Annotated in this window: 20 protein-coding genes and 1 tRNA gene; 15 read left to right on the top strand and 6 right to left on the bottom strand. The window is 59.4% G+C overall.

Going from position 1 to position 19,131, the window contains the following annotated elements; all coding sequences use genetic code 11:
• Nucleotides 1-136 precede the first annotated feature (136 nt).
• Nucleotides 137-1,414 (top strand): pitrilysin family protein, encoded by a 1,278-nt coding sequence (locus VFI82_16780; GenBank protein HET7186340.1) that lies wholly within the window; start codon nt 137-139, stop codon nt 1,412-1,414.
• Here the strand turns inward: VFI82_16780 and VFI82_16775 are convergent.
• Nucleotides 1,411-3,147 (bottom strand): tetratricopeptide repeat protein, encoded by a 1,737-nt coding sequence (locus tag VFI82_16775; protein HET7186339.1) that lies wholly within the window; start codon nt 3,145-3,147, stop codon nt 1,411-1,413. The two genes, VFI82_16780 and VFI82_16775, sit on opposite strands and share 4 nt — an antisense overlap.
• Before the next feature lie 90 nt (nt 3,148-3,237).
• Entirely contained in the window at nt 3,238-4,860 is a 1,623-nt protein-coding gene (locus VFI82_16770; protein ID HET7186338.1) for a tetratricopeptide repeat protein, read from the bottom strand.
• 325 nt (nt 4,861-5,185) lie between these two features.
• Between VFI82_16770 and VFI82_16765 the strand changes: the two genes are divergently transcribed.
• The 3 genes from VFI82_16765 (at nt 5,186) to VFI82_16755 (ending at nt 6,766) form a co-directional block, all read left to right on the top strand.
• Nucleotides 5,186-5,662: a prepilin-type N-terminal cleavage/methylation domain-containing protein gene (locus VFI82_16765; protein HET7186337.1), complete on the top strand. Its 477-nt coding sequence runs from the start codon at nt 5,186-5,188 to the stop codon at nt 5,660-5,662.
• A 339-nt stretch (nt 5,663-6,001) separates the two neighbouring features.
• On the top strand, nt 6,002-6,478 hold the full coding sequence (locus VFI82_16760; GenBank protein ID HET7186336.1) for a prepilin-type N-terminal cleavage/methylation domain-containing protein: 477 nt from the start codon (nt 6,002-6,004) through the stop codon (nt 6,476-6,478).
• A 211-nt stretch (nt 6,479-6,689) separates the two neighbouring features.
• A tRNA-Arg gene (locus VFI82_16755) sits at nt 6,690-6,766 on the top strand.
• Nucleotides 6,767-7,018: 252 nt separating this feature from the next.
• On the opposite strand, the gene VFI82_16750 is transcribed toward VFI82_16755, so the two are convergent.
• The 3 genes from VFI82_16750 to VFI82_16740 all read right to left on the bottom strand — a co-directional run bounded on the left by VFI82_16750 (nt 7,019) and on the right by VFI82_16740 (nt 8,675).
• Nucleotides 7,019-7,462: a hypothetical protein gene (locus VFI82_16750; GenBank protein ID HET7186335.1), complete on the bottom strand. Its 444-nt coding sequence runs from the start codon at nt 7,460-7,462 to the stop codon at nt 7,019-7,021.
• A gap of 333 nt (nt 7,463-7,795) precedes the next feature.
• Nucleotides 7,796-8,167 (bottom strand): STAS domain-containing protein, encoded by a 372-nt coding sequence (locus tag VFI82_16745; protein HET7186334.1) that lies wholly within the window; start codon nt 8,165-8,167, stop codon nt 7,796-7,798.
• Between the two features lie 286 nt (nt 8,168-8,453).
• Complete coding sequence (locus VFI82_16740; protein HET7186333.1) at nt 8,454-8,675, bottom strand: hypothetical protein; 222 nt, start codon at nt 8,673-8,675, stop codon at nt 8,454-8,456.
• A 470-nt stretch (nt 8,676-9,145) separates the two neighbouring features.
• On the opposite strand from VFI82_16740, the gene rdgB reads away from it, so the two are divergent.
• On the top strand, nt 9,146-9,760 hold the full coding sequence (rdgB, locus tag VFI82_16735) for an RdgB/HAM1 family non-canonical purine NTP pyrophosphatase (GenBank protein ID HET7186332.1): 615 nt from the start codon (nt 9,146-9,148) through the stop codon (nt 9,758-9,760).
• Between the two features lie 23 nt (nt 9,761-9,783).
• On the opposite strand, the gene VFI82_16730 is transcribed toward rdgB, so the two are convergent.
• Nucleotides 9,784-10,329 (bottom strand): hypothetical protein, encoded by a 546-nt coding sequence (locus VFI82_16730; GenBank protein HET7186331.1) that lies wholly within the window; start codon nt 10,327-10,329, stop codon nt 9,784-9,786.
• A gap of 263 nt (nt 10,330-10,592) precedes the next feature.
• Here VFI82_16730 and VFI82_16725 point away from each other — a divergent pair, with 263 nt between their 5' ends.
• From VFI82_16725 to VFI82_16680, 10 genes are all read left to right on the top strand, one after another.
• Nucleotides 10,593-11,372, top strand: coding sequence for a succinate dehydrogenase (locus VFI82_16725; GenBank protein ID HET7186330.1), 780 nt, complete (start codon nt 10,593-10,595; stop codon nt 11,370-11,372).
• 27 nt (nt 11,373-11,399) lie between these two features.
• Entirely contained in the window at nt 11,400-13,181 is a 1,782-nt protein-coding gene (gene sdhA, locus VFI82_16720) for a succinate dehydrogenase flavoprotein subunit (GenBank protein ID HET7186329.1), read from the top strand.
• An 82-nt stretch (nt 13,182-13,263) separates the two neighbouring features.
• Nucleotides 13,264-13,428 (top strand): hypothetical protein, encoded by a 165-nt coding sequence (locus VFI82_16715; GenBank protein ID HET7186328.1) that lies wholly within the window; start codon nt 13,264-13,266, stop codon nt 13,426-13,428.
• Nucleotides 13,429-13,570: 142 nt separating this feature from the next.
• Nucleotides 13,571-14,320, top strand: a complete 750-nt coding sequence (sdhB, locus tag VFI82_16710) for a succinate dehydrogenase iron-sulfur subunit (GenBank protein ID HET7186327.1) — start codon at nt 13,571-13,573, stop codon at nt 14,318-14,320.
• Nucleotides 14,321-14,473: 153 nt separating this feature from the next.
• Nucleotides 14,474-15,184: a DUF5715 family protein gene (locus VFI82_16705; protein HET7186326.1), complete on the top strand. Its 711-nt coding sequence runs from the start codon at nt 14,474-14,476 to the stop codon at nt 15,182-15,184.
• Nucleotides 15,185-15,263: 79 nt separating this feature from the next.
• Nucleotides 15,264-16,463, top strand: a complete 1,200-nt coding sequence (locus tag VFI82_16700; GenBank protein ID HET7186325.1) for a dipeptidase — start codon at nt 15,264-15,266, stop codon at nt 16,461-16,463.
• Between the two features lie 63 nt (nt 16,464-16,526).
• On the top strand, nt 16,527-17,123 hold the full coding sequence (locus VFI82_16695; protein ID HET7186324.1) for a peptidylprolyl isomerase: 597 nt from the start codon (nt 16,527-16,529) through the stop codon (nt 17,121-17,123).
• 171 nt (nt 17,124-17,294) lie between these two features.
• Nucleotides 17,295-17,822 (top strand): peptidylprolyl isomerase, encoded by a 528-nt coding sequence (locus VFI82_16690; GenBank protein HET7186323.1) that lies wholly within the window; start codon nt 17,295-17,297, stop codon nt 17,820-17,822.
• A 146-nt stretch (nt 17,823-17,968) separates the two neighbouring features.
• Complete coding sequence (locus VFI82_16685) at nt 17,969-18,400, top strand: DUF1801 domain-containing protein (protein HET7186322.1); 432 nt, start codon at nt 17,969-17,971, stop codon at nt 18,398-18,400.
• Between the two features lie 159 nt (nt 18,401-18,559).
• On the top strand, nt 18,560-19,105 hold the full coding sequence (locus tag VFI82_16680) for an SRPBCC family protein (protein ID HET7186321.1): 546 nt from the start codon (nt 18,560-18,562) through the stop codon (nt 19,103-19,105).
• Nucleotides 19,106-19,131 lie beyond the last annotated feature (26 nt).

Genomic DNA, 19,131 nt, shown 5'->3' with positions numbered 1-19,131 from the left:
GGACAGGTGAAAGAACAGGTCCTAAGCCGCTGATTCTATTACTTTAATGTTTGTGCGCGGGTTAGGCTGCGGTGTGTAAGAATCTTTAGTGTGGGGTTTGGGCGAAGGCTGCCGGCTCCTTGAATTGGAACGTGTCATGGTGGAAGAGCTCCGTAATATTCGGCGCGAGGTGCTGCCCAACGGTCTGATCGTGCTGACCGAGGAGATGCAGCACATCCGATCGATCTCGATCGGCATTTGGATCAAGACTGGTTCGCGCCACGAGGAAGCGGAACTCAACGGCATTTCCCATTTCGTGGAACACATGGTGTTTAAGGGGACCAAATCCCGCACCGCCGAAGACATTGCCCGCCAAGTCGATTCCATCGGCGGCAACCTTGACGCTTTCACCGCCAAGGAATGCATTTCGTTTGATATCAAGGTCCTCGACGAGCACCTGCCCATCGCCATGGACGTGCTCAGCGACCTGGTGCTGAACCCGGTCTTCGACATGAAGGACATCACCCGCGAGCGCGGCGTGATCATGGAAGAGATCAAGATGGACGAGGACAATCCCGACTACCTTGTCCATGAGATCTTCACCCAGAATTTCTGGAAGGATCACCCCCTGGGCAAGCCCATCCTGGGCACTAAGGACACGGTGCGCCGGTTCGAGCAGGACCTGCTGCTCAATTACTGGCAGAGATTTTTCATCCCCAACAACATGATCATCTCCGCCGCTGGCAACCTCAACCACGAGCGTTTCGTCGACCTGGTAAAAGAGAAATTCCTGGGGTTGCAGGCGGGCAAGAATGGTTTCCACCAGGCGCCGCCGAAAGTTTCCGCGCGCATCATCATGCGCAATAAAAAGGCGCTGGAGCAGGTGCAGATCTGCGTCGGCGTGCCTTCCCATCCCGTCGGCCACGAGAGCCGTTATGCCGGCTACATCCTGAGCACCGTCCTGGGCGGCGGCATGAGTTCCCGGCTGTTCCAGAACATTCGCGAGCGCCAGGGGCTAGCCTACGCGATCTACAGCGAGCTGAACCCTTATCGCGATACCGGCTGCCTCTCGATTTACGCCGGGACCTCGCGCGAGTCGGCGCCCAAGGTCGTGCTGTCGATTGTGAACGAATTCCACAATCTGAAGGCGGAGGCAATCCCGGAAGAGGAATTGCGCCGCGCCAAGGACCAGCTCAAAGGCAGCCTGATGCTGAGCCTGGAATCCTCCACCGCGCGCATGTCCAACCTGGCGCGGCAGGAGATGTACTTCGACCGTTTCATTGGCCTGGATGAAATCCTGAACAGCATTGAGAAGGTGACGAAGGAAGATCTCGTCAAGTTGGCGAATGAATTCTTCAAGCCCGAGCACATCGCGGTGACGGTGTTGGGCAACCTGAACGGTTTGAAGATCTCGCGCGAACAGCTCGCGGCCTAGCGAATGGCGTTGGCCAGCACCTTCATCTGCTCATCGACAATCTTGCGATTCACAGCCTCGGCGCGAAGTTCCGCCTCAGCTTCCTGGGGCCTTCCCAACTGTTTCAGCGCCGTCGCCAATGCGAAATGATATCCGGGCGAGTCGCCGCGCAACTCGACGGCGCGGCGCAAAGGCGGTTCCGCATCGGCGGCCCGGCCCTGCTGCAGGCGAGACATTCCCAGGTAATAGAACTGGCCTCCGCTCATGGGCTGGATTTCCTGCGGCCAAATCTCGATGGCGTGCATGAGTGTACGCTCCGCTGCCGCGAAATCCTTGGCCCGGTACTGATAAATCCCCAGGTTGCACCACCCTGCCCAGTAGGTCGGCCTTTCGACGGTGGCCTCACGCTGAATGCGCACGGCATTATCCAGATCGCCGATCATGCCGTAGGCCTCGGCGAGTCCTTCGGTGGCGCGAACATTGTGAGGCGCCAGCTTGCGGGCGTGCGTGAACAGCGCGATGTCATTGTCCCAGGCACCAGTCTGCACGACGGTGGAAACTGTCAGCACCAAGCCCAGCGCGAGCGCTGCGGCTAGCCTCCAATCGTCATGCTGGCCCGGACGCGACCCGCCGAATTGACCTCTGGATGAGGTCCGCATGAGCAGAGCTGCGAGCATAAATGCGGGCGCTATCGAAGGGACATAGAGAAACCGGTCGTGAATGAAATCGTGCATCTGGAAAACCACGGAGCCCACGACCACCGGCGCCAGCGGCAGCAGGATCGCAATTCCTGCTAACAACATTCGTCGCGAACGGCGAAACAACGCGATGTATGCAGCCAGCACCGCCACAATGGCAAGCGTGGGGAGCACGAAATTTCGCGACCCCACCGCCTTCACCAGGTCAAAGTCGTCGTAGTAGGCGTTCAGACCGAATGGCCAAGCCAGCAGGGCCAAATAAGACCACAGGATTTTCGGCCATGTCAGCACGACAGAGGCGAGCGGCCGGTGATGCATCGGGCTGACCACTCCTCGCAACACTGCGCCGCGGGCCGCCAGATACGCAAGCGTGACGACGGCATACGGCGCCAGCAGAAGAGCAGTCTGCCGAAAGTTCCATCGACGTCCGGAATCTTCGCGGTCGGGCGAGAGAATCTCGTACGCCAGAATGACTCCCGGCACCACCAGGCCGGTTTCTTTCAGCAACACGCACACGACGTAGAGAGCGACCGAAGCCGCCAGCCACCACGTCCGCTTTGCCCCGCCGTCTCGCCAGTTCAGGTAGGCAAGGAACGACGCCATGCAGGCGACTCCCACCAAGGTTTCGGTGTTGCCGGAGACCCAGGCAACGGCCTCGATGTGGACCGGATTCACGCCGAACAGCAGCGCCGCCACTGCCGCCGCCCGCGGCGAACCCAGCAGACGTAAACCGAGACGATAGACCAGCCATGTCGCCAGCACTTGCAGCGCAATGCTCATCAGGTGCCACCAGGCGGGGGTCAGGCCAAACACCGCATGGTTGACCCGCAGCCACAACAGGAACAACGGACGGTAATAGTTTCCGGCCCAGTTCGGCTGCTGGAAGTGCCAGACGTGGCCGGTGAAGTAATGCGGCACAAACTCCCACGCTTGCACCCAGGCGTTCAGGGCGATCTGGAGGTGGTCGTCAAAGACGAAATCGAAGACGATGGTGCGCGCGTACGCGGCGAAGGTAAGCAGCAGCGCCAGCCGCAGCAGCAGGCCGTCAGCGTGCATACTCCACCATGATTCCGCTGCCGTTCGCGGGGCGGTTGGCGTTGCCGCAATCAATGTTTGTGTGGTTGGCGTTCCCATGGCTGCGATCAGTTATCTACTCTGCTGCCCCAAGGAGGCTAGTGCTTGTTTGTATTCCGACGAGTCCGGCTGCATGCGGACCGCTTGTTGCAAGGAATGGCCGGCAGCTTCCTTGCGGCCCAATTTCACCTGTGCCAATCCAAGGTAGTAGAACTCGTCGGGCGTGCCGTGCAGTTCGGTGGCGCGCACCAGGTAACGTTCGGCTTCCAAGTAGTGTCCGGTCATGTACTGGGCGTATCCCATGCGGTAGTTCGCGTACCAGTAATCGGGATCGTCGGCCAGCACCGCGTGATAGAGCCGGATGCCCTGGTCATACATCCCGCGCTGCACAAACGTTGCCGCCAGCTTGTTGCGCGGCAGATCGTTGTTCGGCGCAACCGCCATCCCGTGGTAGTAGAGCACCACGTCATTCGCCCAGGGCACGCTCTGTGCCACGGTGGCAAATGCCATGACCACCGCCAGCGCGATGGCGGCCACCAGTCCCGCCGGGCGCCCGAAAATCTCCCGCGTGTCGAGCTGCGCCAGCGCCGTCGCCAGCAGCAGCGAGAAGCCCACTGACGGCAGGTAAAGATAGCGGTCGTGGATGAAGTCGCCCATCGGCAGCACCGTCAGATTCAGCAGCGGCAGGATGGGAACCAACAGCCACACCGAAGCGAAGGCAACCAGCGGCGATCGCTTTTTCCTCCACCACCACCCCAGCAACCCGGCGGTAAGCGCGATTCCGACCGCCGGCCACATGACGTATTTCATGCTGACCTGCGTTACGTACGGCGTGTCATAAAAAACACTCAGCCCGAACGGCGCAACCAGCAGTCGGATGTACCACCACAGCGCCGACGGCACCGTAAGCAGCGCTATGCTGAGCGGCAGCTCTACAGTTTTGTGCGCGATGCCATGCAGCGCTTGCGCGCGCGCCACCAGGTATGCGCCGGTCACTACCACGAAGGAAAGCAGCGGCAGCAGCGCGCCACGCACACGGGCATGCCAGCTCCGGGCGTCGGCGCCATACGTACATTCGTAGGCAAATAGAAGCGCCGGAAGCACCACCGCCGTTTCTTTCGAGAGCAGCGCCAGCGCGTAAAGAGCAAGCGATAGGATCAGCCAGCCTTGGCCACGCCGCTCGCGATAATTCAAATACGAGAGGAACGCCGGGATGAGCAGCAGCGCCATCAGCGAATCGGTGACGCCGGAAATCCAAGCCACCGATTCCAGGTGCACGGGGTGCAAGCCGAACAGCAACGCCGCAATCAGCGCCACGCGGCGATCACGGGTCAAGCGCAGAGTCAGGACAAAGACCAGCGCGGTGACTCCAACATGCGCCAAAACCGTGGTCAGATGCCAGAATGACGGATGTAAGCCGAATAGCGTGTGATTGACCAGGAACCAGGCCAGGAACAGCGGCCGGTAGTAGTTTCCCACGGAGAACTGCTGCATCCAGACATTGGCCCGAAAATACAGCGGAAAGTACTTCCAGCTCTGGACCGCCGGATTGGCGACGATCTGCCCCAGGTCGTCATAGACAAATTCGAACTGCAGCGTGCCGACATAAACCAGAAAGGTGACCGCCAGGACAATTCCCAACAGGACTGGGGTCGAAAAACGCGGCTTGGCGGACTCGCCTGGCTCTGCGAACATTGCGAATGGTTCCAGCTGGGGATCGGTCAGTACATTGTAGCCGAGGCCATTCCCGTCTCAAGCTCCGTCTCAAACTGGAACCAAAGTTGGCAAAATGCGATGCTCATCTGACAAAAACTGTCATGATTGCCGAATTCGGTCATCGGAAATCTCGACGAACAACTCTTTACAATCCACGAAAGTGCCTCGAAGCTCGTTGAAATACAGGCATGTTACTTCGGGAATCGGCTCGTATACCGCTCGACGCCGATTCTGGCAGCACGCTTGCCCCACTATTGTGCCAGCGGACGGGCTACAAAAGATCTGCTAGGGGAGATTCGACACAATGCGCAAACAGAAAGGTTTCTCACTGATCGAGTTGCTGATCGTGGTGGCGATCATCCTGATCATCGCCGCGATCGCGATTCCCAACCTGCTGCGTTCGCGAATTGCCGCGAATGAAGCGTCAGCGGTGGGCTCGACTCGCACCATCAACACCGCGGAAGTCACCTTTGCTTCCACCTATCCGAACCACGGCTTTGCCGTTTTGGCCGACCTCGGCCCGCCGAGCTCGGGCTCGGTTGGCGACACCGGCGCCGGCTTGCTGGATTCCGTGTTGGCCAGCGGTACCAAGAGCGGTTACGTGTTTTCCGTCGTAACCAGCGGCGCCCCCAGCGGCGGCGGCGCAGCGACGATCTATACCATCAATGGCGACCCGCAGAACTCGCAGACCGGTCAGCGGCACTTCTTCAGCGACCAGTCGGGCGTGATCCGCTTCAACGTCAGCCAGACCGCCAGCGCCAGCGACAGCCCGCTGCAGTAGTCTGACTTGTAAGTTTGGCGAAGTACCTGGGGGAGGGTACGAGCCGGGAGCACCGGAGCAATCCGGTGCTCTTTTTTGTTTGCACAGAAACGGTGGCGTATCGTTCGGATGACAAATACGGTTCGATGCGTGACAATTTTTGTCGGAAAACGGGTTTCTGTCCAAGCGAGCGCCTGCTGCGCAGCCCCGAAACGCCATTCTGGTTCAGTCTTAATCACCCTGCCTGCTTTCACTTAACGCACGGTCGGTTACCAAAGGGATGCAGGCTGGTCACCTTGGTGCACAAAATGCAAATTCCCCGGATATTCCTGGTATCCAGGTTCGGAGAGTGAAGACACAATGCGCAAACAGAAGGGTTTCTCACTGATCGAGTTGCTGATCGTAGTGGCGATCATTTTGATTATCGCCGCGATCGCGATTCCCAACCTGCTGCGTTCGCGAATTGCCGCGAATGAAGCGTCAGCGGTGGGCTCGACTCGCACCATCAACACCGCGGAAGTCACCTTTGCTTCCACCTATCCAAACCATGGCTTTGCCACCTTGGCTAACCTTGGGCCGCCGAGCTCAGGCTCAGTTGGCGACACCGGCGCTGGCTTGCTGGATTCCGTGTTAGCCAGCGGCACCAAGAGCGGCTATGTGTTCTCCGTGGTGACCAGCGGCGCCCCCAGCGGCGGCGGCGCAGCGACGATCTATACCATCAATGGCGACCCGCAGAACTCGCAGACCGGTCAGCGGCACTTCTTCAGCGACCAGTCGGGCGTGATTCGCTTCAACGTCAGCCAGACCGCCAGCGCCAGCGACAGCCCGCTGCAGTAGTCTGAGCTGATTTCGGCGCGCGGGCTCCTGCTTCGCCCATGCCGCGTAAGCGCCTCAAGTTTGGCGAAGTACCTGGGGGAGGGTACGAGCCGGGAGCACCGGAGCAATCCGGTGCTCTTTTTTTAGATTTGCTCTGTTGCTTGTCGGCGTTCTAGTTTCGCCGCTGCGGCGGTGGCGGCGCGCGCGAAGCCTCCGGTATAATCACCGGAGCGCGCCCTTAGCTCAGCTGGATAGAGCGTCTGGCTACGAACCAGAAGGTCGGGAGTTCGAATCTCTCAGGGCGCGCCATCTTACTGCGTTTTGAGCGGTATAGGCGGACCGGCAACCCATCTGTGCTACTGGCTTGCTAGCGGAGGCCGATTCCCCCACTGCGCCGTTTGTTTGTTGCCGTCCGTGGCTGTGGGGCAGAAGTTGAGCAGAATTTTGCCGCTGATTCGCGGCTGCTCGCGGGCCCGCCAGGAGCGTCAAAGCGCCCGCCGTGCGGCACGAAAACGCCCTGTTTTATACAGGGCGCGTTTGGAGAAGGTTGGGAGAGTCTCACTATTTCGCTTCCAGGATGATCTCGCGTGCCAACCGGCTGCCGACGACGTCCCTGTAGGAAGCCCGGTCGACGTAGCCAGCTTCAATTTTCGGCGTCCCGCCGAACAGTTGCTGCCCCAATTGCTCCGCCTTGTCCTGGTTGGCTTCCATGCTGGCTAGATCTTTGTACTCGGTCATCAGGACCACATTCGCCTCTGTGGGAGTGTGCGATTCCGTTGCCAGGACTTTGTAACTGATCAGATAGCCCGCTTTTTTCATGGCATCCATCTCTTTTTTCCAGTCCCCTGCCAGGTAACGGGCATACCGGTCTTCCATCCCCGCTTTAACGTGAATCAATTGGATCTCCCAGACCGATCCGTTGTGGTAGGGCTTCGACTGTGCCAGGAGCGGTGAGGCGGATAACAACAGGCAGATCACAACAAGCGCATAAGCTGTTCTTCTCACTTTATATCCCTCTTTCACGATTGGAATTTGGGGCCCGGATAATGCCGCAGGAATGGCGCGGAGTGGGCAGAGCATATCACAGTGATCCCTAGCCGTTCACCGACGAATGGGAAAAAAAGGGCCTGCCGGTGGTCGCCATGTACGCCCGTTTGCTCGTGCTTGGGAGAGTTGTGAGTAGGTAGCACGGAGCAATCCACAAGATTGCTCCGATCTGCGCGCTTGCAAGTCCCTCCAAGCAGCCGCGGCCAAGTGCAGAATTTTAACTTGCGCTAGAGCGTCGCGTGGACGCAGACGCTTCACGAAATCATCTTCTGATCCCCAGAGCCCAAGCCGTTATGTGTTCGTTCTAAGCGCCTGTGGGCGTGCGGGAATTGACTTTCCTGTCTCGAACGCGTCCTCGGGCCACCTGCTCAGCAGATCAATCGCCCACGGGGGCATATTGTGCACGTTGAGTTGACAGCCGAGGTGCTTCGAGGACAGGTACAGGCCGACAATCGAACCCAGCGCAGCTTTCTCAATGTAGTTGACCTGCGCAAAATCGAGTACGACACGTTTGCTCGCAGGAACCAACCCTCGAACGGTCTTTTGAATCTGCTCACAGCTCTTCAGGGTGAACTGGCCGGAGCAGCAGATAGTGACTTCGTCGGCCGTCTTCCTCGTTTCCGTCCGCAAAAACGAGGTTGTGGGAATCGGGTTTCCAGTCATGTGCCCCTCCGCGTATCACTCAGAACAAGTGCGTCATCACCGGACGGCCATTAGGAATCGTTTTACGAACGTACGCCCGAATACGCTTTCGCTAACGTTAAAATCAACGCTAACATCCCGTGATTCCCATTTTGGGACCAACCCGGATTTGCACAATCGCTGTGCAGGTGGCGGGCGGGCCATTTAGAGCAAGGGAAGGCGCAGGCGGTGTTCGAGCCCGCGGCGGCGTTGTGAAGTCGCGGAAAATCTCCCAACGAGCAGAGTGCAGCGAGGTTCGGAAGGTTAGCTACCGACCTTTGCGGCAATCATGTTCGCGGTTGTGACTGATAAGAGCATCCATCGACTGGCGCAGTCTCGTGTAGGCCTTATCCGCCACCAGACGTACTTTGCCCATGGAGCTGTGCTTCTTGAGGGTTGCAAGCCTTTCCAACTCACTTCTGTGCTTGTACCACTCCTCAAACGCTTCCTGTTGAACCTTGCGGAGTTGTTCGCGCTCTTTGCAACTCATATTGCCTCCGGTTTCGCCGCAAAGGACAGTGGTTTTCCCAACCAGGTTGTTTTCGCGACACCATAACTCCGTCCCACTGCCCCGGCAACACAAATTCTGCATTACCAAAGTGCAGTGCCGGGCGAAGGACGAACGACGGGCGATGCGCTCGGGCAAACCTTAACTTTCGCGAAGGTAAAATCGGCGGCACCGGATTTCGACGGCAGCAAAGCTAAGTGCCTGCGGTGCAACTGTGACGCTCTTTTCTCTAACCAAAACGGCTAGTACTTTGGGCTAGCACCTTGTGCCTACGCCAAATGGAGACTAGCCAGACCGGTTAATCCCGGGCGATGCTCTCCCCATTCCAGACCTGAAGGCTTCGCGTCCGGCCTCTCTGGGGAGGGTGGGCAGGATCGCGAAGCCTTCACGTTTTGATGTTGTCTCACCCCTACTCTTCTTGAATACAAATCCTGTCTGCTAACCTACGCCACATGCGCCGCATACTGATTGCCACCTCCAATGCCGGCAAGCTGCGCGATTTTGCGGCCGCAGCCGCCGCACACGGCGTGGAGGTCGCCACGCTGCCCGGCTTCGCCGAGTTACCCGAGGCAACGGAAGACGGCGCCACCTTCGACGCCAATGCGCGCAAAAAAGCCGAGCACTACAGCCAGTACGTCCCCGGTGAACTGGTGGTGGCGGATGATTCCGGCCTGATGGTGGATGCGCTGAGTGGGGCGCCAGGGGTGCACTCGGCCCGCTACGCCGCCGCACACGATCGAACCAACTCCTCCGACGAAGCCAACAACCGCCGCTTGTTGCGCGAACTTGCATCGGTCCGCGACAGCGAACGCAGTGCGCAATTCGTTTGCGCCATCGCCGCAGCGCGTGACGGACGGACGCTGGCCACGTTCCAGGGCGCCGCCGAAGGACAGATCATGCGCATCGCACGGGGCAGCGGGGGCTTCGGCTACGATCCGCTGTTCTACTTCCCGGCGCTGAAAAAAACATTTGCCGAGCTGACAGCGGAGGAGAAGGCGCAGGTGAGCCATCGCGGGGCCGCGTTTCGAAAATTTCTAGAGTGGTTCGAAAAGGAGGCCCGGCGATGAGCGATGCCCGCCAGCGACGCTTGCTACTTGAAGCACTTTGCCAATGCCGAGGCGCAGGCTACCAGCTTTTGCAGGTCGACAGTAGTGAAGTCGGGTCCTGAAACGGGCGCCGAAACCCCTTTACGCGAAATCTCGATCACTCCGAGGGCTCCTTCCGCCGCCATGACCGGGGCCGCCATCAGCTTCTGAATCACGTGCACGTGCTGATCGGGCTTTTCGTCCCCCACCAGGTGCGACGTCCTGTCCGCCCCCAGGTCCACCGCCTCGAAGATGCTGGTGTGCTTCACTTGCGCGAAATTGTTGATCACCTCGCCGCGATGGGTATTGGCAGCGCGCACCGCGACCGACGTGGAAGTATTTAATGGAATGCTGCCCACGTCATGAAGCTTTGCCGGGTAACAGAACACCAGGTTTTTGTGCTCCAGCCGCAGGATCCCGACCTCGTCCTGCTTGACGCCGAAGAACTGGGCCAGCTCATGGCCGATTTTTTCCGCGTTCTTGAGCGTCAATCCCTCCCTTTCGCACTCCTCGGCCAGCTGCACAAAGGACGACGCCAGTGTCGCCATCATGGGTATTCTCCTGCGCCGCGGGGGAGCTTTTCGGAGGTCATTATATCGAGCGATGAGGGCGAACAAGCGGCTGGCGAGGGATTTCAAAACCCTGTTTTCCCGGAAAATGCGCCTGTTCCGCGCCGGAACGGCGGCGGCGGAATCGTCACACCCCGGCGTGACATCACATAAATGGGTGACCGGCGTTTCTTGACTTGGTGACGTAGCGGGCCAATAATGAGCGGTTCGTTCTTACAATTCATACTCTTATAAGGAGCTGCACCGTGGCGACATCGGTCAGTTCTGCGGCACAGGCAGGCGCGGCCCGGGTGGCGGCAGGAGTTCCGGCGCTGCGCGCGGGCCAGGGCAATTCTTTCCTCTGGCGACGCCTGCACTCCGTCAGCGGCATTTTTCCCATCGGCTTTTTCCTGCTCGAGCATTTTTTCTCCAATGCCTTCGCCGTCAATGGCGGCGCTGCGTACAACGAGAACGTGAAGTTCCTGACCGGCCTGCCCTTCGTGCTGGTCCTGGAAATCTGCTTCATTTACATCCCCATCGCCTACCACGCGCTTTACGGCTTCTGGATCTGGTGGCGCGGCGAATCCAATGTCACCGACTACCCCTGGATCGGAAACTGGATGTACACGGCGCAGCGCTACACCGGCATCGTGGCCTTCTTCTACATCGGCTACCACACCTGGACCATGCGCTTTACCGGGGCGCACATCATTACCCATTCCGACCTCGCCTATGCCAAGGTGTGGGCTGAGCTGCAGAACCCATGGCTGGTGGCGTTCTACGCGATCGGACTGGTGGCGGCATCGTGGCATTTCGCTTACGGCATCTGGCTGTTTGCCGCGAAATGGGGCTTCATTGTGGGCGAGCAGGGACGGAAGAAGTTCGGCTATGTCTGCTTGGTGATCGGGCTGGCGCTGACCGGGCTGGCCGCCAGCTCGCTCTACGCATTCGTCACTACACCCGAAGCGCAGGTGCCTCATATGGAGGAGTTCCGGCAGCAGCAGCACTCTTCAGCAGCGTACGTCTTACCAGAATTGAATTCATGAGCGGTTCGGCCCTGCGGGAAATTTCATATGGCATCCAATCCTAAGATCATCGTAGTTGGCGGCGGTCTGGCCGGCCTGGCGGCCGTGATCAAGATCGCCGAAATGGGCGGGCAAGTGGACCTGTTCTCCATCGTGCCCGTGAAGCGGTCGCACTCTGTCTGCGCCCAGGGCGGGATCAACGCCGCCAAGAACCTGAAGGGCGAGGGCGACTCCACCTGGCAGCACTTTGATGACACCGTATTCGGCGGCGACTTCCTTGCCAACCAGCCCCCGGTGAAGGCGATGTGTGATGCCGCGCCCGGCATCATCGACCTGCTCGACCGCATGGGCGTTCCCTTCAACCGCACGCCCGAAGGACTGCTCGATTTCCGCCGCTTCGGCGGCACGCTCTACAACCGCACTGCCTTCGCGGGAGCGACCACTGGCCAGCAACTGCTCTACGCGCTCGATGAGCAGGTGCGCCGTCACGAAGCCGAGGGCAAGGTCAAGAAGTACGAGCACTGGGAATTCCTGTCCGCGGTGCTCGATTCCAAGGGCATTTGCCGCGGCATCTGCGCCATGGATTTGCGTTCCATGCAGGTGGTCACCTTTCCCGCCGACGCGGTCATCATCTGCACCGGAGGCATCGGCGCCATCTTCGGGAAATCCACCAACTCAGTGGTCTGCACCGGTTCGGCGCAGTCGGCTCTCTATCAGCAGGGCGCGTTCTACGCCAACGGCGAATTCATCCAGGTGCACCCGACGGCGATCCCCGGCGAAGACAAGTTGCGTCTGATGTCGGAATCGGCGCGCGGCGAGGGCGGGCGCGTCTGGGTTCCCAAGAAGAAGGGCGACAAGCGCGATGCCAAGAGCATTCCTGAAAACGAGCGCTATTACTTCCTGGAGGAGCGCTATCCCAAGTACGGCAACCTGGTGCCGCGCGACATTGCTACCCGCGAGATCCACAAAGTGGTTTACGAGGATGGCCTGGGCATCGATGGCGGCCCCATGGTTTATCTCGACCTAACCCATATTGACCGCAAGGTGCTGGACCGTAAACTTGAAGGCATACTTGAGATTTACGAGAAATTCGTCGGCGACGACCCGCGCGACATCCCGATGAAAATCTTCCCCGGCATGCACTACACCATGGGCGGCTTATGGGTAGATTTCAAGCAGGCCACCAACATCCCCGGCCTGTTTGCCGCCGGCGAATGCGAGTACCAATATCATGGCGCCAATCGTTTGGGCGCGAACTCGCTGGTTTCCTGCATCTGGGGTGGCTTCATCGGTGGACCGGCGGCGGTGCAATACGCGGGTTCTCAGACAACGGCGGCGAGCAATGGCGCCTTCGATGCCGAGCGCAAGCGCCAGGAAGAAGCCAATGCCCTGCTCCTCAACAACCAGGGCAACGAGAACCCGTTCAGGATTTGGCGCGAACTGGGCGACGTGATGACGCGCAATTGCACCGTCATCCGCTACAACAAGAATTTGCAGGAGACGGACACGAAGTTAGTGGAACTTCTAGAGCGCTTCCGCAAGGTGAACTTGAGCGACAAGACGCAATGGGCGAACAGCACCTTCGCCTTTGCCCGGCAACTTTACAACATGCTGCAGTTGGCGCGCGTGATCACGCAGGGGGCGGCCATGCGCAACGAATCGCGCGGCGCGCACTACAAGCCGGATTTCCCCGAGCGCGACGACAAGAACTTCTTGAAGACGACGAAGGCTTACTTCGCGCCCGACGCCGACGAGCCCCGGTTTGAATTCGAGGCGGTGGATACGTCGCTCATCCCGCCGCGGCCGAGAAAATACGATGTCGCAAAATGAAAAAGTTTTGCCACAGAGGACGCGGAGGAACATGCAGGAAATGAATGCTGGCGTAGCTTCCGCATAGTTTGCCAGAGAACGCATGAACGGAAAACGCATCCCGGCGCTGCTGATCGTTGACATCGTTATCGGTGTTCTGATGATCGTTTGCGGCCTGGTATTTCATTTGATCCTGCCGGGCATTCCGTTCGCACTTTTGCTTATAGGCGGAATTTTACTGTTGATTACAGGCGTTCTTTATCGGTGAAAAATTAAACTACGAAGGGCACGAGGGGACACGAAGGAAATGAATGCTGGCACAGCTACTGCGACTACTCCAGAAACTGTGAGCCGAGCAGCTGTCCTTTGTGGTTAAGTTATTTCGACTGTTTTGACAAGGCACTCATAACATGGCCAACAAATCGATCATTCTGAAAATCAAGCGCCAGAGCAACCCGCAGCACAAAGCGGTATGGGAAGAATTTGAGATTCCCTACCGCCCGAACATGAACGTGATCTCGGTGCTGATGGAGATTGCCGTAAACCCGGTGACCCGCGACGGCAAGCCGACCACGCCCATCATTTACGATTCCAACTGCCTGGAAGAAGTTTGCGGTTCCTGCGCCATGCTCATCAACGGCCGCACCCGCATGGCCTGTTCCGCGCTGGTGGACCATCTCGAGCAGCCGATTGTCCTGGAACCGTTCAGCAAGTTCCCGACAATCCGCGACCTGCAGGTGGACCGCTCCGTCCTGTTCGAGAATCTGAAGAAGGTGAAGGCTTGGGTCCCGGTGGACGGCACTTATGACCTCGGCTCCGGACCGCGGCTGATGCCGGAAGACCAGGAGCAGGCTTACCCGTTGTCGCGCTGCATCTCCTGCTGCTGCTGCATGGAAGCCTGCCCGCAGTTCAACGAGTCCACGGGATTCGTGGGCGCCGCCACGATTTCCCAGGTGCGCCTGTTCAACACCCATCCCACCGGCAAGGCGCTCAGGAGCGAACGGTTGCACGCGCTGATGGGCGACGGCGGAATTCACGAGTGCGGATACGCCCAGAACTGCGTCGAGGTCTGTCCCAAGGACATCCCCCTCACCCGCTCCATCGCGGAGGTGGGAGGCGCGGTCATGAAACAGGCAATTGCCGATTTGTTTAGCCGGTGACGAAAGTAACTCCCCCCGGACCCACGGGATTAAGCCCGGACCCTTGCTTTTCTTGGTGCGGTAGGAGATAAACCTGAGTCAGAGGCGTGAGACTTGGGTTTACACTTCCAAAAGAGTCATCATCCAACTACTCTGTCGAGTTCAGGGGGCCGTTTGCGCGCCACTTTTCGGGCCGGTATCACCGTAATCCTGCTGGTGATGCTATCCACCGCATCATTCGCCGCGACCATCAAGACGCGCTATCGCCACAGCTCCTACCATCACCTCCGGCACATACGCTGGGTTCCGGTCATGCTGAAGGGCTCGCATGAGTCCCTGGTCAAGCAGAACGCGGAAATCGATCGCCTGCAACTGGTGCGGATTCAGAACGACCACGACCTCGAAGAATTAATCGCGCGCGACCAGCTGGTCGGCCTGCCGCAGAGCAATTTCGTTCGCGTGGATCCACGCCTGGAAGAATCGCGCCGCTACTGCCGTCCGTGGACGCGCCTGTTCCTGGAAGACTTTGGCCAGGCGTACTACAAAGAATTTCACCAGCCCATCCAGGTGAACTCGGCGGTCCGCACCGTCGAACAGCAGGAACGGCTTGCCCGCTACAACCACAACGCAGCGCCCGCCGAAGGCGAGACCGCATCGTCGCATCTTGCCGGCCTTACCGTCGACATCGCGAAACGCGGCATGACGCGCCGCCAGCGCGCGTTCGCGGAAAAGTATCTCGTCAACCTGCGCAACCTCGGACTGGTGGAAGCCGTGGAAGAGCGCCGCCAGGCCTGCTTTCACGTAATGGTCTCCGACCGTTATACTTCGTGGCGTGATAGCGAAAAACTTGCGGTGGCTGCGGGCGCGACGCGCAACTCCAACTGATCCCGATCATCATCCTTATTTTCCGGCGACGGCGGCCTTGCTCGCCCTGTCGTGGTGTCTTGCTGCCGGCGGACAAACCATGCCTGATTCAGGTCCCACGGTTTCGGCAAAGGCGCGCCAGATCCATGAGGCAGCGATTGTGATCGACACGCACGCCGACACCCCGCAAAACTTTCTTGACCAGGGCTTCGACATCGCGGCCGTGACCCGCACCGGCAGCATCGATCTGGAGAAGATCTCGCAAGGCAATCTGGGCGCCGAGTTCTTTTCCATTTGGGTCGAACCCGGGTATTTCGGCGGACATTACGCCCGGCGCGCGATGGACCTGATCGATTCCGTCTACGAGCAAGCGCGCCGTCATCCCGACCGGATGGTGATGGCCTATAGCGCGGATGACATCATGCGGGCGCGCACTGGCAAGAACAAGAAATTTGCCGCGCTGCTCGGGCTCGAAGGCGGCCACGCCATCGAGAACGACATCCATCTGCTCCGTGCTTTCTACCGCCTCGGCGTGCGCTACATGACGCTGACCTGGTCCAACACCAATGAATGGGCGGATTCATCGGGCGACATCAACAATCCGAAAATCAGCCACCATGACGGCCTGACGCCGTTCGGCAAGCAGGTGGTCGAAGAGATGAATCGCCTGGGAATGATGGTGGATATTTCGCACGTCGCCGACAAGACGTTCTGGGACACGATCGCCGTGAGCAAGGCGCCGATCATCGCCTCACATTCCTCGGCGCGGGCGCTGACGCAGGCGCCGCGTAACATGACCGACGACATGCTGAAAGCAATGACGAAAAATGGCGGCGTGGTGATGGTCAATTTCTTCGACGCGTTTCTCGATGAAGACTTTCGCCGCGCCTTCGACGCGCAGGCGCCGGAGCGAGACGCCGCCGTCAAAGCCCATGAAGAGAAGATGCGCGCCGCAGGCAAGCCTCTCAATTATGCCGACGTCGAAGAGGACGTGGAAAAAGAGTGGGCTGCCAAGCTGCCGCGTCCACCGTTCAAGGTGCTGATCGACCACATCGACCACATCGCCAAGGTTGCCGGCGTGGAGCACGTCGGATTGGGTTCTGATTTTGACGGCAATCCCGCCATGCCGCAGGGCATGGATTCCGCCGCCGACCTGCCCAAGATCACGCAGGCGCTGCTCGATCGCGGCTACACCGCCACGCAGATCCGGGGAATTCTGGGCGGCAACCTGCTGCGCGTATTCCGTCAGGTGGAACAGGTCAGCCGCGAACTCAACGCAAAAACTGGCAGCCACGAGTAAAATGTTCGGTTCCAAAACCGACCACCGATAACTGACAACCGATAACACTTGATCAAGGTGATTATGCGAAAACTGATTGCGCTTTTTTGCCTCTGCGTCCCTTCCCTGCTGCTGGCGGCCGATGCCAACGGCAATCCCACCGCCGTCATCGAGACCACGATGGGCACTTTCAACTGCTCGCTGTTTAAGGACAAGGCGCCCGTCACGGTGGAGAATTTTATCGGCCTTGCCCAAGGCACGAAGGACTGGACCAACCCGGCTTCCGGCGCCAAGAAGCACAACACGCCACTCTATGACGGCACCATCTTTCACCGCGTGATTCCCAACTTCATGATCCAGGGCGGCGACCCGGCCGGTAACGGCACCGGTGATCCCGGCTATAAATTCAAGGATGAATTTGATCCCACGCTGAAGTTCGATCGTCCCGGCCGCCTCGCCATGGCCAACTCCGGCCCCAACACCAATGGCTCGCAGTTTTTCATCACCGAGGTTCCCACCCCGCACTTGAACGGGCGGCACACCATTTTCGGTCAGTGCGAACCGGTTTCGCTGGTGAGCAAGATCGCTCACGTCCCACGTGATGCAACCGACAAGCCCACCACGCCGGTACGAATTACGCATATCAAGATCGTTCCCGGAGGCGCTGCATCGAAAAAGTGAAATGAAACCGACAGGATTTCTTCAGAGCTCTTGAGTCGATCAGGCCGTCAGTCCATCCGTCGTGAGGCAATTTCCAGCCTCGGCGATATACCGAATGACTGAAAGACTGGCGGACTGAAAGACCCGTCAACCCACATACGGATCGAGATTCGATGCCAGAAAGGACGCGCCATGGCACGCCAACCGGGAACATACGCGAATTTGGAGACATCGGAAGGAACCATTGTCTGCAGGCTCTTTGAAAAAGATGCCCCCAAAACAGTGCAGAACTTTGTTGACCTGGCGGAAGGAAAGCGCGAGTGGACGCATCCGGTCACGCACCAGAAGTCCACCAACCGGCTGTACGACGGAACCATCTTCCATCGCGTGATTCCGGGCTTCATGATCCAGGGCGGAGACCCGGCCGGCACCGGTTTCGGCGGCCCCGGATACCGCTTCGAGGACGAGACCAAGGGCTCGCCTCACAAGTTCGACAAACCCGGCAAGCTGGCGATGGCCAATGCCGGCCCTAACACCAACGGCAGCCAATTTTTCATCACGGTTGCGGCGACTCCCTGGCTCACCGGGAACCATACCATCTTCGGCGAGGTGGTCGAAGGAGAAGACGTGGTGAACAAAATTGTGAGTGTAGGCCGCAACGCGCAAGACAAGCCGCTGAAGGATGTCACCGTAAAGTCGGTGAAGATCGAGCGCGCGTAAGCCGTTCGGGGGGGCGATGCCGGAGGCGTGGGACACAGGGCGGCGGTCACCGGCGTCTCTGGGGGCTCTAGTACTTCGTTTGGGCGCCGTCCGCAGGCCACGCCGGCGAGCTCCTGGGCGAGATAGAGTCTCGGGTCGGAGAGATCATGACGTCGAAACGTGTCGAGAGCAGCACGGCTGCTTCTGAGAACATCACGAAAAGAATCCAGGAGCTGGGGGACTGGAGGGGCGAGACGCTCGCCCGGGTTCGCCGGCTCATCCACGACGCGGACCGCGAGATCCAGGAGGAATGGAAATGGGCAAAGGCAAAGTCCCCGGGGATCCCGGTCTGGTCCCACGACGGGATCGTCTGCACGGGGGAAACCTATAAACAGGTCGTGAAGCTCACCTTCGCCCGGGGCGCTTCCCTCCGGGACCCACAGAGGCTGTTTAACTCCAGCCTTGAGGGGAACACGCGCCGAGCCATCGACATTCGCGAAGGCGAAAAGCTCAACCAGGCCGCCTTCAAGGAATTGATCCGGTCCGCGGTCGCCGCCAACTCCACGGCTCGGGTCCGACGCGCATCCCCGAAGAAGTAGCCGCGCAGGCCAGAATAGTTATTGCCCGGAGCAAGAAGACAGGCTAGAATTTTTTCAGTGCAACGCCCGTGCTCTCCGGCGCGGGCGTTTTGCATTTTGCAGCGAAATTCCGCCCGTACGCGCGCAACGCGTGCGGGCGTTTTCCTTTTGGAGGGAAACATGACGACACAAGTCCTGGTAGCTCTGGCGGCCGCTGTCCTGGGTGCTGCCGTTGCTCCTGAGGGTTCGCCGGAGCAGTTCACCGCCGCGGCCATTACCCGAACTGGTCACCTGGAATTTGAAGGAGCGATGGCCACCATCTTCGACCTGTTTACGCCGCAGGGCGAGCGGCACTGGGCGAAAGGGTGGGATCCCGAGGTGCTGTACCCGCGCGACCGCGACATCTCGGAAGGCATGGTGTTCCGCACGCGTGACCACGGCGACATGGTGCTGACATGGACCGTGGTGCGTTACGACCCGACCCATCACCTAGTCGCGTACAACGTGGTGGCGCCTGATTTCGTAGTGCGGAACATCGAAGTGCGGTGTCGTCCGGCGGGTGCTGGACGGGTTGAGGTGGAGGTAACCGATTCCTACGTCGGCCTGTCCCGGCACGGCAACCTCTTCGTCGAACAACTCACGGAAGCAAATTACGCCGCCAAGATGGGACACTGGAAGGAAGCGATCGGCGCTTACCTGGTAGGAGTTGCGAAATCGGCCCACTGAAGTAAGACAGGCCCCGGCGATGGCGC

This window comes from Terriglobales bacterium (assembly GCA_035691485.1).
In the GTDB taxonomy this organism is placed as follows: domain Bacteria; phylum Acidobacteriota; class Terriglobia; order Terriglobales; family Acidobacteriaceae; genus JAIQGF01.
The sequence above is the reverse complement of the archived record's forward strand: the minus strand, read 5'-3'. Positions and strand labels throughout refer to the sequence as shown.